The sequence below is a fragment of the Paenibacillus glycanilyticus genome (assembly GCF_030161375.1).
GTDB lineage: Bacteria > Bacillota > Bacilli > Paenibacillales > Paenibacillaceae > Pristimantibacillus > Pristimantibacillus glycanilyticus_B.
This window is the reverse complement of the sequence record NZ_BSSQ01000017.1, coordinates 88,657-103,693: the sequence shown is the minus strand read 5'-3', so window position 1 is coordinate 103,693 and position 15,037 is coordinate 88,657. Positions and strand designations below refer to the sequence as shown.

Here is a 15,037-nt window from a genome sequence, read left to right as displayed (position 1 = left end):
AGAGCAGATTGGCCAAGAGCCAACCTGCTCTACATCCATTAATTAGCGTATATTGCTGGCAATGTCTTCAAACTCGCCATTACTTTGGACATAATAATTGCCGCGTCGCTTCTTAGAAGTCTCGCTCTCGGCTCAAATACGTAGCCCGCCTTCTTATCCGAAGGATCGATCATGGAGCCTTGAATAAAGCCCTTCTTCTGGATTGCTAGAATAGAAGGAACAGCATAGTAATCCGTATTGCCCGAGTCCTTAAATGCTTTATCCAGCGCCGCCTTTGCTTTGGTTGCATTCGTCTCGAGCTTCAGGTTAAGTGCCTTAGCTAGAATAACGGTAGCATCCTGACGCGTCAAGCTGGATTCCGGCTGGAAGCTCTTAGGTTGCGTACCTCTGACGATCCCGGCCCTTGCAGCCGTTTCAATAAAGCGGTAGTCGTAGAGCGCTTTAGGATTTATATACGTATCCACGGTCACATCGCTAAAGTGCTGCGTACCCGCATAATTGAGAGGAATATTGAGAGCCTTAACAATCATTCTCGCAAATTCGCCGCGGGTCACATATTGATCTGCTCCAAAAATACCGGTTGGATCAAATGCGTTCATTACTCCTTTAGCGAAGATCGCTTCCATCGCTTCACGGGCATAAGGGTGATCGTTGATATCGTTATAGCCGTAAGTAAGCTTGCTTACCACATAGTAACCGAATTTATTAAATGGAACTTTAATCGTATGTTTCTTCTCGTCGACTACTCCGCCAATATTCTCCCACAAATCTTCAACAGGGTCGTAGCGGAATACGGTAACCACCGTACCTGCTCCTTGTGCAACGCTTGGGTCATATGACAACGTGAGCGAGCCGATCTGAGAAGGAACTACTTCTTTGTTATTGTTGCGTCTTAAGAAGAACTGCTTGTCTGGATCTCCTTGCACCAACGGATAAGGATATGGATCTAATCCAGTTGTAATTGGATCGTAAGCTGGCGTGCTGTCATCATCAGCTTGTCCGCCGTCTATCCAGAACAATGGGCTGACCTTGATAAACCGATCCGAGAAATATTTCCCCATAATGTAACTACCGGTTCTGTTCTCGAGCCAGAAATCTGCCGGTTGCTTCCGATATTCATAACGATTCACAATGCCGTCTGTCGGATTAGCAATACCGAACAGCAACTGGTTACCGCTGTAAATCTGACTGGAATTGCCGGCTGTCGAATTGTAAGAAGGACGGATCAGCTTTGTATTCTTAGGGAAAGTAAGCGACAAGCTTCCATTAAAAGCTTTGTGGGAAGTCGCCATCGTTTCTGTGTACTGAGCCCCTGGAATACTAGCCGGCTGATAGTTTACTTTCAGTGTATCGGTAATTTTATCTTTACCACGTGTAATAACAATCGGAATAGCTGTTTCCTTATTCTCCTTTAACCCTGTTACGCGTACTTTGAAAGATTCAATAGGAGTTGGATTAACAGGATCAGTGGAATAGTCCAAGTAATTAACTTTTTTTGCAGCGATCTTATTAATGGTCATCGTTTCAGCGCCAGGCGATGTAATAATGACATCTACATAGTTCTGGTTGAGATTCCGCTCTTCGAGCACTGGCGCGAGGACCGTATACGGAATAGCGATTGGGTCCACCTGCAGACGATAAGTCGCGCGGGGACCGGTCTTACCTGTGTTAAATACGGTTATCAAATAAATTTGCGAACTACCATCATCCGGAACTTCCTGATTGTCTAAGATGAAGTAGAAGTACTTACCGTCCACATCATAGAACACTTGTAAATTTGGTATTGTATTATTTACGCCGGATGTGCTTGGATTAACGACTTGGGTTCGTACGCCATTTGATACCACCGTGAATTCCTTAGACAAATCCCATTCGATATCGCTCTTAAAGTTAGGAGAGCTGATCTGTAAAATGTAATTAGTCTTCGACCCTAGAGCCGTTACTTTATCTTGGATAAGATCAGGTCTCTCTCCCAGGTCAATAAAGGCAAATGTTCCATACACCTTCATCTGAGCTTCCTTCGTGGAGAAGAAGCTTGATACCTTGGTGAAGTTCGGATCGTTGGCTAACGGTTCATTTCTGCTGATGCTGTACGGATAAACGCCGTCCGTATTTGGAGCCGGGATTTGAGGCAAATTTGTCGGTACGATATTAAATTTGATCGTATTCTCATAATTGTTCTTCGCCGTACTGAATACAATACGAATCGTGTTCTCGCCCGTCTTGTTCAAAATATTAAACGCAAGTTCTTCATCTGCTGGATCTATCTTGAATTGAGACGAAGACGAGTTCTTAGTCAAACCAATCGCAACGTTGTTTAAGTAGAAATATACCGTTTGCGGTTTGGTTGGAATTGCTTCTTTTGAAAATACGATGTCGCTTTCATTTGCTACATTGGAGAACTGACCTGCAAATCTACCTAATTGGCTAAGCAAAAAGGCTTTCCCCGCATCATTGGCCAAAGTTGTATCATACTTAATAACTAACCCATCATAAATGCTGTCGTACTTCGCAAAAGGACCATACAGTAGCTTTACGGCTACATGCTTCATGCCATCCTTATCGTCCTTCAACATAAAATAGAGATCTTGCGTGCCGGCAGCCGGCATCTTGGATATCTCCATAAATACGCGAAGGAACGGACGGGATACGCCGTTAACATTGCGGTAAACAACTTGTTCATATCCTAGTTGACTAAAGGAACTGTCCGTTAATTTAACGCCCGAAGAGTTCGCGAGACTCATAATACCGGTATATGGGCTGCTTAATGACGTATAATTGCCGATCAGAACTTCAACGCCCATTGGCAACGCGAAAATATTAGCGTTCTCGATATCCGTGCCTTCCAGCGCCTGAAGCTGTGTTGGCTTCGTACTCAAATCGGACGTATATCCACTCAAATAATTGACGTCATAAATATAAGGCTTAGTGCTGTTATGAAGCTTGAACGACAGCGTGTCGGACTGCTCAGTCTGCTTCTCGACGACGTTATAACCTTTCAAATTAAAGGTATAGCTTTTTTCAGCTGTATAAGATGAAACACTTCCAAGGTTGGCCGAGAACTCAACCGTTATAAATTTGTCCGATGATTTATATGTTGTCGCATCCGGCGTCGTTCGGATCACCGTAATCGTCGGAGTAGTAGTGAACTGAGAGTCAGGCGCGAAAATAAATCTCGATGTAATATCCGCAATATCCGCAACCTGCTGCACAGGAACGATCGCTTTACCCGTTAATGTTAGTGCGCCCGTACTTGTAGTATCAACGGAGAGATCCGGTCCTTGCGCAAGATCCGCCGTGTTTGTTCCATCCGTCAGATTCACATCATAGAAGGTAACACTACCGTTATAAAATGCGAGTTCTCTTGTTGTTTCGATTGTCTGACTGTCATTCGAGACCCGAATCGTCACAATGTTCTTGCCCGCCTTAACATTAAGCGGAGATGCGATAAACTTGTAATCTCCCGAATCGGATACCCGATATTCGTAGCTCTTGCCGTTCATGACAACAACAACTTTCGTCGCATTCGGCGCTACACCGCTGATCGAGATATCTTCACTGTCTTTGCCTTCCGACATTGGAGATTGAAGAACCGTTGTTGCATCCTCCAGAATGCTATATTGAATGCCGCGGATATTCGCAGTCAAATCATATAACAAAGGATTATCACGGTATTCAATGTAAATGGATTCAGTGACGGTAGAGGTCCCATAGATCCCCTTAAACGTGATTTTGTTTAGACCCGGATACAACTCCAAGTTCGTAACCGTCATATTATTGCCCGTCAACTTGATATTGGAGGTCTGGTTCTCAATACTTTTGACTGGAACTTCGCTCGCGTCATTCCTCTTAATATTGTAGACACTATAACTGATCGAGTTGCCTACAACATTATTAATTGTACCTGTCAGAGTGACGTACTTATCGGTTGTCATGCGTGCATCTTTAGCTGCGTACATCTCGTTATTGAACATAAAGTAAGTGCCGGCGGCGGATGCTTTGTGCGGTGTACCAAACGGCGGCAGCAGCGTGATTAGAAGCGCCAGGGATAGCACAAGGGATAATAGCTTTTTCAAAACGATGTTCCTCCTTTATGTAATGGCTGTTAGCGTAATGACGAAGTGATGGATCGACTAGTCCAACTGTTTGACATTGCAATTAGAGGTCGATTAGTCTGATTCGATTGCCTTCCTCCCTTGCTACCTTCAGATGAAGAATATTTCTGTACTGTTGTTATCGGCCTAATGCACTGGAAATGTTAGTCTATCGGGTAATTGGAATTATAAAGAAATTCTAATGAATAAGACTCTGGCAGGGTCTTTCTCCGAAGAGAGCGCAAATCACTGTGTCTGAGATAAAGAAGCTACAACAAAAAAAGGTTGTCCCTCTCGCAGATCGAGTCTGCTTAAGGGACAACCTTTTATTTATAAGTTATGAGATTATTTCGAGCTTCCCGCATCTACCTTTGTCCGGAACATGCGGTTCAAGAAGTTGATGAGCGGACGGCGCGTTTTGTCTACGATGCCGATCAGCTCGGCACCGATCTGAAGGCTGAAGATCACCAAGCAGATAACGATAAACGTAATCCAGTTCGCTGCCGAAGATTGTACGACGGTGGATTGCAGAATCGCGAATCCGCCGAAAATGGCTGCCACGCTCCAGATGATAAGAACCGTCTTGCGGTGGCTGAAGCCAAGCTCTTGCAAGCAGTGATGCAGATGTCCTTTGTCCGGTGCGAAGATCGGGCGTTTGTTAACCAAACGGCGGATGATCGCGAAGAACGTATCGGACAGCGGTACGCCGATGATGAGGAGCGGAGTTACGAACGAGACGATCGTAATCTGTTTGAAGCTCGTCATCGAGAGCATCGCCAGGCAGAAGCCCAGGAACAAGGAGCCCGAGTCTCCCATAAAGATTTTGGCCGGATGGAAGTTGAAGTACAAGAATCCAACAATACCGCCAAGCAGCAGAACGCTGAGCAAGATGATTGGTACGTTGCCCATGATGATCGCCATCACGAGGATCGTGCCGATCGCAATTGCGGATACGCCGCCTGCCAGCCCGTCCAGACCGTCGATCAGGTTGATCGCGTTCGTTACGCCTACGATCCAGAAGATCGTAATCGGAACCGCAATCCAAGACTCGATTGGCTGCATCGTTGCGCCAAACGGTACGTTCAAGAGATCAATCTTGATGCCAAATCCGAATACCACTACGCAAGCCGCAGCGATCTGAGCGAGCAGCTTCACCTTGGCCGACAACTCGAAGCGGTCATCCAAGGCGCCAATCAGGATAATGATCGTTCCGCCAACCAATACGGCGCGGATCAGATTCTCTCCCTCATGGTTCAGCAGTCCGTCCGGAATGAACGGCATCAGAACGAGAAATCCAATTGCAAAAGCCAGATAGATTCCGAGACCGCCCATACGAGGCATGATGCGCGTATGCACTTTGCGGTGGTTCGGTTTATCAATCGCTCCAATCTTGAAAGCGAATTTTTTAACTAGCGGTGTCATAACTAGAGCTATTATTAAAGATAAGATAAATCCTAATGTGTACAGTAAGCCTGCTGGCATATTGTGCAGCTCCCCTTTTTCTTTCTACCGAAGTGAATTATACTCCGACAGAAGAAGAAACTCCAAATCCCGTTTTCACTTATTTTCAACGGTTTTGGGAGGTTATTACGCAGTAGGACGCGGTTTCTTGACGTTTTCTTTGTCACGAACCACTTTCACGACGAATTTCGGCAAAACCAACATTCTTGGCAGCCGTTTCGGCTCCTGCAATAACCGGTAAAACCACTCCAAACGCAGCTTCTGGAACAGCATTGGCGCTCTCTTCAGCTTGCCGGCCACAATATCAAAACTTCCTCCAACTCCCATAATAAATGGGACGCCAAGCTGCTTCTTATATTTGGCAATCCAAGGCTCTTGCGTCTCCGCGCCCCGTGCCACAAACAGTAAATCCGGTGCTGCCTGCCGAATCGCTTCAACTACTTCAGCATCCTGGTCGGGGCCAAAATAGCCATCGCGGTAGCCTACGATGCGAACCTGCGGATATTGCAGCTGCAGCTTCTCGGCCGCCGCTTCAATAACTTCCTGAGACGTGCCAAGCAAATAAGCCGTCCATCTCCGTTTTTCGCCCTCTTGCATAAGACGATGCAACAGGTCAAAGCCCGTTACGCGTTCTGTCACCGGCGTGCCAACATAGTTGGCTGCCCATACGACTCCCGCACCGTCCGGTACGATAAGCTCGGCTTTTCTCATCATCTTGTAGTAATCCTGGCTTTCAACAGCCGACATTACCATAATCGGATTAGCCGTAATGACATGCGTCTGGCGCTTCTGTTCAATTGCTTCTGTTAGGTAGCTGACCGTCTCGTCCATGCTCATCTTGGAGAATGGAATTCCGTAAATCGGCACCGTTGGAACTTGTTTCGACAAGTGAAAATCACCTCGATATGGTTTGACGCAATAGCTGCGCAATTTGTTGCGCCGGCTGCTGCGATTGTTGTCTTAATCGTTCGATCGCTTCGCGATGCTGCTCTGTCCAGCCCGCCCGGTTACCCAGCAGCTGCTCGGCACTGTCCGCGAACGCGGAAGGGTCGAGCTGCTCCGTCGTGCCAATGGCCGTTAAGCCGAGGCGGTGAAGGAACTGGTCGATCTTCGGATCGTACGATAAGCCAAGCATCGGAACCATCTGGTTCGCCGCGTAGATCAGCGCGTGAAGGCGCATGCCAAACAGCGCGTCGCAGCGGCTTACCTCCAGCAGCATTTGCTGGGGGTCGTCGCCAGGAGCGGCCAGCTCGGCCGTGCTTCCGCCGGCCAGCCTGCCGCTGAGCCGTTCCATGACCAGCTTCGATGCTTCCGCATCGTCCGGCGTATGGAACGGTAGGAACCGCAGCCGCACGGCACGGCGGCTGGCAAGCTCGGCCAGCGCGTCTGCCGCGCGGCCAAGATCGGTGCCGTGCGTGGGCCCCAGCCCCCACGCNNTCCTTGCGCCAATGCCGCAAGGACACGCCCAGCACGGGCACAGCCGCCGCATCATCGGCGGCTACAGCCCGCCCCGCTGCCGAACCAGCCGGCAGCGGCAGCCCCATCACCGGATCGGGTACAACCTCGATCCGGCCATGCGGCACGCCAATCCGCTCCAGCAAAGCGGCGGATTCAGCATCCCGCACCGATACATAAGCGCTCTTCCGCATGCTTGAGCGGATAAGCGGATCCATCCAGCGCCGGTTCACCGGTCCGATCCCTTGCGAATAAATGAACGTCGGCTTGCCTAGCCACTGGGCAAGCTTGATGATTCCGGTGTAATACGGAATCGTCTTCGCGCCTGTGGCGTCCTGCAGCAGGCTTCCGCCGCCGCTGATCAGCCCGTCGCTTCCGCGGAGCGCGTTCAGCACGTCCTTCGGATGCATCCTGCGGACAGCCTCCACGCCGTACATGCGGGTCGTCCACGCCGGGTCGGCCGACAGCACCACCGGCTGGATACGAACCCCGCTCGCCTCGCCCTGCTCGGCTAACGCCAGCAGGATCGAGCGCAAGACGGCTTCATCGCCGCTGTTGCGAAATCCGTAATAGCCGGAGATCACTACTCGGCAAGTTTTTTTATCAGTCCCGGTGACCATTTGCGCCATACCCCTTCCAGCACTTGCCACACGCCAATCAGGATCAGACCGATAATCGCGCCGAGGCCAAGGCCCAGGAAGACGCGGATAATCGAAATGTAGAGCGGCGTATGGATATGAGCGAACGTATCGACCATCGACAGCTGTCCGATCGAACCCACAATGATGAGCACCCATGCCGCGCGGTAACGAAGCGCGAGGAACAGTCCGAGCAATAAGAGCGGATGCGACAGGATGAACTCCTTGCTCCGCGGACGAACGCCAAACGTCTGCTCCAGCCAGTTACGGAACGTAAGCTCAAGCGAAGACGCCGAACCTTCGTTGCCCGTACGCGACAGATAATACATACCTACTACGGCAATTACCACAAAAGCGACGACCATAAACACCGTAATCGGCAAATTCGCAAATTTTCTAATGCGGCGAATCGGCGAGTTGCCGGTGTACAGCAGAACGTAAATAGCCGTCAGGCCGATTGGCGCCAAGTGCAGCAGGCTTACGCCGCGGAACTGCTGCAGCACCATGCTGTACGTAATATTGTTCAGAAGGCCAAATACAAACGGTACGGCCATCAGTGAAATACAAGCCGTTACGATAAACCACGTAATGGCAAGGCCAAGACGACGACCTATTGTCATCCCTTCGAATACCCACTTGCCTTCCGGAACGGAAGCTCGTCCATTCCAGGAAGCCCCTCCTACGGTGCGGAGGTTGCCCTCCGTACGGGCATATACCCGGTTCATCACCCAGACGAGAGCAAGAGTTGGAGCACTGATGCCTGCCCCTAGCGCAAGCGCCTGTTCGGCAAGCGCGCTGTTCATCATAAACAGTCCGGCTGCGCCTACCATGCCGATCAAGAACAGCGGAATAAGCGTGCCCGGAATAAACACATTAACGAGCAGAGCGATCAGAGCAACCGCGCCTGCCGCTACAACCATCTTAAGCGGCTTCGCGTAAGACGGATGCTTCACGTCAAACGGCTGCGCCAGATTCGGAGGGAAACCTTCCTCCGTCAAGCGCTGTACCGCGCCGTCTTTGCCTTTCATCGTCAGATACAGGTTGTCCAAGCCGCTGACAACCGACGATTTCTCGAGGCTTGTCTGTACGCTCGCGTTCAGGAAGAACATCCGGATATTCCGGTCCTTCGCGGCAAGCATGAATCGGTCAACCAGTACTTCTGGCGATTTCGCAATGGCATCCTCCGCCGAGAGCGAATACAGGCGTACGATATTATAGTTTGTAATATATGCTAATTTATTTATGCCGCCCTGAGGTTTTTTCAAATTCTCGATCGTTGCGATACCCATGCCGTATTTGTTCAGCAGCTCGGCGAACGAATTGAGGCTTCGGCGCTCTAATTGATCCTTATAACCCTTCACCGTTGCGCCGTCAAAGAGAACGCGCGTCACGCCAACTTCCTTCAGACTAGCCAGCTGAGCATCCGTAGCGGCCTCGTCGTAAGGCAATACGCGGTCGGAGAAGCGAGCCAGAATATGAAACCCTTTGTCATGAAGCATTTGAAGCGTCATCGGATCGAAATCAAGCGGCTGCAGCATGACTTCCTGCAGCGGCAATTCGATAACTAGACCGTTCCGGCCATCGAACGACCAAGGACGATATACCGCGCCAATCCGATCCATTGCTCCGCGGATGATTGGCCCGATCTTCTCTTCTTCTTCCGTGCCGCTGAACAGAATATAAGTAAAGTTCTGTCCCACCGGCTCCAGCTTGCCTTGCAGAAGAGCTACATCCTTCGAGTTGTAATATTTAAGACGGTTCGATTGGGAAAACTCCTTCAAGGAGCCCTCGTATAGAGACATCGTCGTAATGCCGACGTCTTTCATTTTGTCTAACTGCTCGTCGATAAACTGCTGCGGCCGCGCCTGGTAATCCGAGATCTCAACCAGGTCGCGATAATCGAATACATATTCAACCGACTTCGAGGACGATTCCATGTCCATTCGATTCATGCCGATCGGCAATGCGGCGATTACGCCAATAATTGCAATAACCCACAGCCAGAGTATCGCTTTGCGGTTCCATTGCTGCCAACGTTGAAGCACAATAATCCTCCGTTCAACTCTTTCACGAATATGTTCCGTCTGCGGCCGTCGCCCGCCAAGCGGATTAAGCCTTGCTGTCTACACGTTCCATCACGGCGCCGCGCAGCTTCTCAAGCAGTTCAGCGGCATTATCCGTGGATTGACCGCGAACGGCGAAATACACTTTAATCTTCGGTTCCGTGCCGGATGGACGAAGACAGAACCACGATCCGTCAGCGAGCATATATTTCAGTACGTTCTCCGGACGAAGTCCGGCAAGGCCCTCAAGATAATCAAGTACGCGTTCTACCTTCACGCCATTAATCTCCGTTGGCGGATTATCGCGCCAGTCGTTCATAATACCGGCAATTTGCTGCACACCGTCAAGACCTTTCAGCGTACGGGATTCGAGGCCTTCCAAATAGAAGCCGTGTTTCGCATACAGCTCAAGCAAAACATCGTACAACGTTTTTCCTTGACTGCTATAGTATGCCGCTGCTTCGCAAATCAATAACGAAGCGACTACCGCATCTTTATCGCGTGCATAATCGCCAGTCAAATAGCCATAACTTTCTTCGTAGCCAAATAGGAAAGTATGCTCGCCCGTTTGCTCGTAAGAAGTCATTTTCTCGCCAATATATTTGAAGCCAGTCAATGTATTTTCTACAGCCGCGCCGTAGGAACGAGCGATGTCGGCCCCCATCTCGCTGGTAACGATCGTCTTGATTACGACGCCGTTAGCCGGCAACTGGCCGCGCTCTTTCAATTGACTGAGCACATATTCGATCATCAAAGCGCCCGACTGGTTGCCCGTCAGGACGACATATTCGCCGTTATTGTTCTTCACAACCGCACCCATGCGGTCCGCATCCGGATCCGTGCCCATAATAATGTCCGCATCAATCTCTTGTGCAAGCTTGATCGCAAGCGTAAACGCTTCGCGTTCTTCCGGATTAGGCGATTTGACCGTGCTGAAATAACCGTCAGGCTGCTCCTGCTCGGCTACGATATGAACATTGCTGAAGCCCGCTTTGCGCAGCACTTCGCGCACCGGCAGATTGCCGGAGCCATGCAGCGGCGTAAAGACCACTTTGAACTTCTCGCCAAGACCGCTTTGCAACAGTTCTTTATTCAAGCTTTGCGCCACAACCGTATCGGTATATTGCTCGTCCGCTTCCGCGCCAAGCCATACAAGAAGGCCTTGTGCTTCCGCTTCTTCGCGGCTCATGCGTTTCACTTGATCAAATCCTGTCACTTGGCCGATCGAAGCAATAACCTGCTCTGCTTCTTCCGGAATCAGCTGGCAGCCGTCTGCGCCATAAGCTTTGTATCCGTTGTACTCCGGCGGATTGTGGCTAGCCGTAATAACAATGCCCGTCGAACAGCCAAGCGCGCGAACGGCATAAGACAGCTGAGGAGTCGGGCGAAGCGATGAGAACAAATAAGTTTTCACGCCGTTTGCGGCAAGCACAAGCGCGGAATCAAGCGCGAACTCAGGCGAGTTGTTGCGCGAGTCGTGGGCGATCACGGCAGAAGGTTGTCCTTCCGCACGGGACAACAGCCAGTTCGCGAGACCTTGATTGGCTTTGCCAACGGTGTAAGCGTTAAGACGGTTTGTACCCGCGCCCATAACGCCGCGAAGACCGCCCGTCCCAAATTCAAGATCACGGTAGAAACGATCCGTAATTTCTTTCTCTTGTCCTTCAATGCCGCGAAGCTCTTCCTTCGTAGCCTCATCGATAAGCGCATCGTTCAACCAAGCCTGGTAACGTTCCATTGCAATAACATTCTGATTCAAGCAGCTACACTCCTTTTATATTGGCCTTTGTATGGCTGTTTCTCTATGGTTGTAAATCACTTGTTGCGTGTATCAAATCCATTCAAATCCTCTTAAATTCCAATTAAGAACGATCTGACAAAGCAAACATAAGCTCGCCTTCGGCTACAACTTGTCCATCTACCGAAGCCGTTGCTTTACCTTTGCCGATTGGTCCCTTCAGACGCGTAATCTCCACTTCCAGCTTCAGCGTGTCGCCGGGTTTCACTTGGCCGCGGAAACGGAAGCCGTCGATGCCGGCGAAGAATCCAAGCTTGCCGCGGTTCGCTTCAACCATCAGCATGGCCACGGAACCTACTTGCGCAAGCGCCTCAACAATCAGTACGCCAGGCATAACCGGATACCCCGGGAAGTGACCGACAAAATGCGGCTCGTTCATGGTAACGTTCTTGATGCCTACCGCGCGGACGCCCGGCTCGACCTCCGTAATGCGGTCAACGAGCAGAAATGGCGGGCGATGCGGAATAATTTCTTGAATTTGATTGATATCGAGCATGTTTATTAGCTCCTTTCGATAGTTAGCAGGTATAAAACAGGCCGTGATGACTGAAACTAGTAGTACCCTTCATCAAACTGCAGATTGTGAAGGTTAAGATAAGGGGGCTTGGCTGGCGGATCTCAATAATCCGCGGGCCAAGCCTCTTTGTGTGTCATCCGGCCCTATTGCTCCGGTCCAATCGTGTTATTAGGTCCGCTGCCCGGCTTGTTTAATGACTGGAACAAAATAACGTACACGGCCGCCGTCACAAACGAGAAGGCAATAACTGCCCACAGGTAGGTTGCGGCAAACGGCGCTTCCAGAAATACAAACATGATGCCGATATAGAACAGCACGGTTGTCAGCTTGCCCATCCAATTCGCCGGCACGGTCTTCTTCCCTTTAAAGTGAAAAATCATGCCTCCGGCTATCATTCCCAAATCGCGCAAAAAGATCGCTGCTGCCGCTGCCCACGAAATGTGGCCGGCCAGAAGAAGCGATAGGATAACCGAAATAAACATCAGCTTATCGGCGAGCGGATCGAGCATTTGTCCGACTGTCGTCACCTGCCCCGTGCGCCGGGCAATATACCCGTCGAGTATATCCGTGAGGCCTGCTGCCACGACAACCAGGAAGGCATAAATCATATGTCCCTGCGCAAAGATCGCGACATAGATCGGTATCATCGCAAACCGCAGCGAGGTCAAAAAATTCGGCAGATTCAAACGCGCACGCCCCTCTACCTTTATCCGTTTCGTCTACCTAGGTTCCCAATCATTATACAACTACCATATGAAAATGAAAACAGGACTCGGATGCGGGCGGTAAGCAAAAAAAGGACTGCCTCTCAGTCACTTTAACATAATGACTTCCGGAAACAGTCCTTCATTAATAAATATTCATGTTCTACGTATCGGAGAAAACAAGATCATACATATGTTGCCAAGTCGACCAGTGGAATACTTCGCCACCCGGCTGCTTGCCAATAACCGCATAACCGATATATAAACCGGCGAGAAGCATAATGACCATGATGACCGGCACAAGACTTTTGCGCAAAATCCATAACGCGATTCGCGCGCCCTTGGAACGCTGCTCTTTATTCTCGGACTTACCGACGCTGCCCGTTGGGCTTGCTTCTTCTACATGCGGTTTGTCCTGATGATTCCGCGCGCTCCTCGTCAGAACCGCCCGTTCTTCCGTCATACTCTCACCCTATCTATTTGCGCAGGCCGTTGGCTAATCCCATCATGGTATCACTGGACGTTAAAGCTCTCGCTGCCAGCTGGTAAGCACGCTGCACATTAATCAACTCCGTCATCTCGTCACCCAGATTTACGTTGGATTGCTCCAGGGCGCCTTGACGAAGCGCAATGCCATTGTCGCCGCTTGGCGTTACGTTCTGCAGCACATCTGCCACGTTAATGCCGTCGGCTATTTCATATAAGTTGTCGGCAACCAAGGTCAAAGCGGAAGGACGCGTCGCCTGAACAAGCTTGATCGAACCAAGCGCAATCGTGCCGCCGTCTTTCGCTACTCCTTCAGCAGTACCGTCCGGATTCACCCGAAGCTGGTAGCCGCTCGGAACTACAAGCGGTCCTTCGCCGTTTGCCGTCGTTGCCATAACCGGATACCCTTCTGCTGTTGCCAAAATCGTATCACCGTTTGCGGCAACCGTCAACTGCAGCGAGCCGCTGCGCGTATAGGCGCGATCTCCGTTAGCATTGACCATCACCTCGAACAAAGCGTTGCCTTCGATCGCAAGATCGGTATCCTTGTCCGTTGTCTTGATGGTGCCTTGCTGCAGGTTCGGCTGAATCATCGCAAGTCTCGAACCCCAGCCCTGATTGAAGTTCAAGTTCGTTAGCCTGCCCGGCTGGTTGAAAGCTTCCGGCTGCGTTCTTGTGTTGTTGAGCAAATCCTCGAAAGTTGCTTCCTTACGTTTATAGCCTACCGTATTCACATTCGCAATATTATCCGCCAGCATGTCCAATTTCTGCTGCAAGGCGTTCATCGATACGCTGGCATTAATCATCGAGCTGTTCATCTGTTATGTCCCCCGCCTCTACACTCGGCCGACCTGATTAACGGCCTTGTCCAAGCTTTCATCGTAGAATTGAATAACCTTCTGATTCGCTTCATAAGCGCGCAGCGCGGCCATCAAGTCTACCGATGATTGCGCGGCATCCACATTGGAGCGTTCAACGTAACCTTGCCGGACCTCAACCCGTTCTCCGGCTGCAACAGGCCGGGCGTCATTCGCGTCGCCAGTCAGACGGAATTTGCCATCCCCTTCGCGGGCCAGCTCATTTGGATTATCAATCCGCGTAAGCATTAACTGTCTTCCCGTGTCCACCCCCGTATTCGCATCAACGAATCGCTGGTCTGCCGTCATCGTTAAGCCGTCAAGGCTGACGCCTACCGGGAATTGAATCGGATTGCCGTCCGTCCCAATTACATTTGATCCGTCAGCGGATACAAGGAACCCGTCCGAAGTCAGCGTGAAAGAACCGCCGCGCGTGTAGCGGGTCTCGCCGTTCTTATCCTGCAGCGTAAAAAACGCCTGCGGCTGGAACGTTACTTCGCCATCCGGCGAAACGTATTTCCCGGACGCGTCAAAGGTCATGCCCGGCACGTCAATATTGGACACAAGGGCGAAATCCGAAGATTTGCCCGTCTGCATCAGATCGCCCTGCAAATGAATCGCAAGGCTTTCTTCAGCGAACACGCCCGTGCTGATCTTGCCGATCTGCTTCTGTTCCTTCGCGTCGACGCCCGTCAAGGACAACAGCATCTCCGGAAAAGAGCGGGTTACCGCATACGTCTGCTTATAACCCGGTGTATTGATATTCGTAATATTATTCGTGATCGTATCGTGTCTGCGCTGCTCCGCCGTCATGCCTGCTGCAGCTGTATAAAGACCTCTTAACATATGGCGCCTCCTCGGCCGGTCCGCTTACGAAGCCGTGTTCCTCATAATCGTATCTCTTCATATATAATATCGGCTTCGTACCGAGCCGCCGTTATAGATAGCCTCTGCGACCTTCGAC

Annotated in this window: 10 protein-coding genes and 1 pseudogene; all 11 read right to left on the bottom strand. The window is 50.6% G+C overall.

Annotated features, from left to right (window positions below; translation table 11 throughout):
• Positions 1-38 precede the first annotated feature (38 nt).
• The gene (locus QQK89_RS22530; RefSeq protein WP_284240931.1) at positions 39-4,076 is read right to left on the bottom strand and encodes an S-layer homology domain-containing protein; all 4,038 of its coding nucleotides are present in this window, start codon (positions 4,074-4,076) and stop codon (positions 39-41) included.
• A gap of 363 nt (positions 4,077-4,439) precedes the next feature.
• Positions 4,440-5,576: a glycosyltransferase family 4 protein gene (locus tag QQK89_RS22525; protein ID WP_284240930.1), complete on the bottom strand. Its 1,137-nt coding sequence runs from the start codon at positions 5,574-5,576 to the stop codon at positions 4,440-4,442.
• A gap of 105 nt (positions 5,577-5,681) precedes the next feature.
• Positions 5,682-6,392, bottom strand: a complete 711-nt coding sequence (locus QQK89_RS22520) for a WecB/TagA/CpsF family glycosyltransferase (protein WP_284240946.1) — start codon at positions 6,390-6,392, stop codon at positions 5,682-5,684.
• 58 nt (positions 6,393-6,450) lie between these two features.
• Positions 6,451-7,630, bottom strand: a pseudogene (gene csaB / locus QQK89_RS22515) (polysaccharide pyruvyl transferase CsaB).
• A complete protein-coding gene (locus QQK89_RS22510; RefSeq protein ID WP_284240929.1) occupies positions 7,594-9,693 on the bottom strand; it encodes a DUF5693 family protein in 2,100 nt (699 codons plus the stop codon). The pseudogene csaB and the gene QQK89_RS22510 overlap by 37 nt, the downstream one beginning before the upstream one ends.
• 64 nt (positions 9,694-9,757) lie before the next feature.
• Positions 9,758-11,449 (bottom strand): phospho-sugar mutase, encoded by a 1,692-nt coding sequence (locus tag QQK89_RS22505; RefSeq protein WP_284240945.1) that lies wholly within the window; start codon positions 11,447-11,449, stop codon positions 9,758-9,760.
• Positions 11,450-11,573: 124 nt separating this feature from the next.
• Positions 11,574-12,005, bottom strand: coding sequence for a 3-hydroxyacyl-ACP dehydratase FabZ (fabZ, locus tag QQK89_RS22500; RefSeq protein ID WP_284240928.1), 432 nt, complete (start codon positions 12,003-12,005; stop codon positions 11,574-11,576).
• A 164-nt stretch (positions 12,006-12,169) separates the two neighbouring features.
• The gene (locus QQK89_RS22495; protein WP_284240927.1) at positions 12,170-12,712 is read right to left on the bottom strand and encodes a CDP-alcohol phosphatidyltransferase family protein; all 543 of its coding nucleotides are present in this window, start codon (positions 12,710-12,712) and stop codon (positions 12,170-12,172) included.
• A gap of 181 nt (positions 12,713-12,893) precedes the next feature.
• On the bottom strand, positions 12,894-13,193 hold the full coding sequence (locus QQK89_RS22490) for a DNA-directed RNA polymerase subunit beta (protein ID WP_284240926.1): 300 nt from the start codon (positions 13,191-13,193) through the stop codon (positions 12,894-12,896).
• A gap of 13 nt (positions 13,194-13,206) precedes the next feature.
• The gene (locus QQK89_RS22485; RefSeq protein WP_284240925.1) at positions 13,207-14,034 is read right to left on the bottom strand and encodes a flagellar hook-basal body protein; all 828 of its coding nucleotides are present in this window, start codon (positions 14,032-14,034) and stop codon (positions 13,207-13,209) included.
• Positions 14,035-14,052: 18 nt separating this feature from the next.
• Positions 14,053-14,919 (bottom strand): flagellar hook-basal body protein, encoded by an 867-nt coding sequence (locus tag QQK89_RS22480; RefSeq protein WP_284240924.1) that lies wholly within the window; start codon positions 14,917-14,919, stop codon positions 14,053-14,055.
• Between the last annotated feature and the right edge of the window lie 118 nt (positions 14,920-15,037).

Excerpts from the sequence above, each read along its gene's own strand:
- QQK89_RS22525 (WP_284240930.1), bottom strand. The coding sequence starts at position 5,576 with ATGCCAGCAGGCTTACTGTACACATTAGGATTTATCTTATCTTTAATA.
- QQK89_RS22520 (WP_284240946.1), bottom strand. The coding sequence starts at position 6,392 with ATGAGCATGGACGAGACGGTCAGCTACCTAACAGAAGCAATTGAACAG.
- QQK89_RS22505 (WP_284240945.1), bottom strand. The coding sequence starts at position 11,449 with ATGGAACGTTACCAGGCTTGGTTGAACGATGCGCTTATCGATGAGGCT.
- fabZ (WP_284240928.1), bottom strand. The coding sequence starts at position 12,005 with ATGCTCGATATCAATCAAATTCAAGAAATTATTCCGCATCGCCCGCCA.
- QQK89_RS22490 (WP_284240926.1), bottom strand. The coding sequence starts at position 13,193 with ATGACGGAAGAACGGGCGGTTCTGACGAGGAGCGCGCGGAATCATCAG.
- QQK89_RS22485 (WP_284240925.1), bottom strand. The coding sequence starts at position 14,034 with ATGAACAGCTCGATGATTAATGCCAGCGTATCGATGAACGCCTTGCAG.
- QQK89_RS22480 (WP_284240924.1), bottom strand. The coding sequence starts at position 14,919 with ATGTTAAGAGGTCTTTATACAGCTGCAGCAGGCATGACGGCGGAGCAG.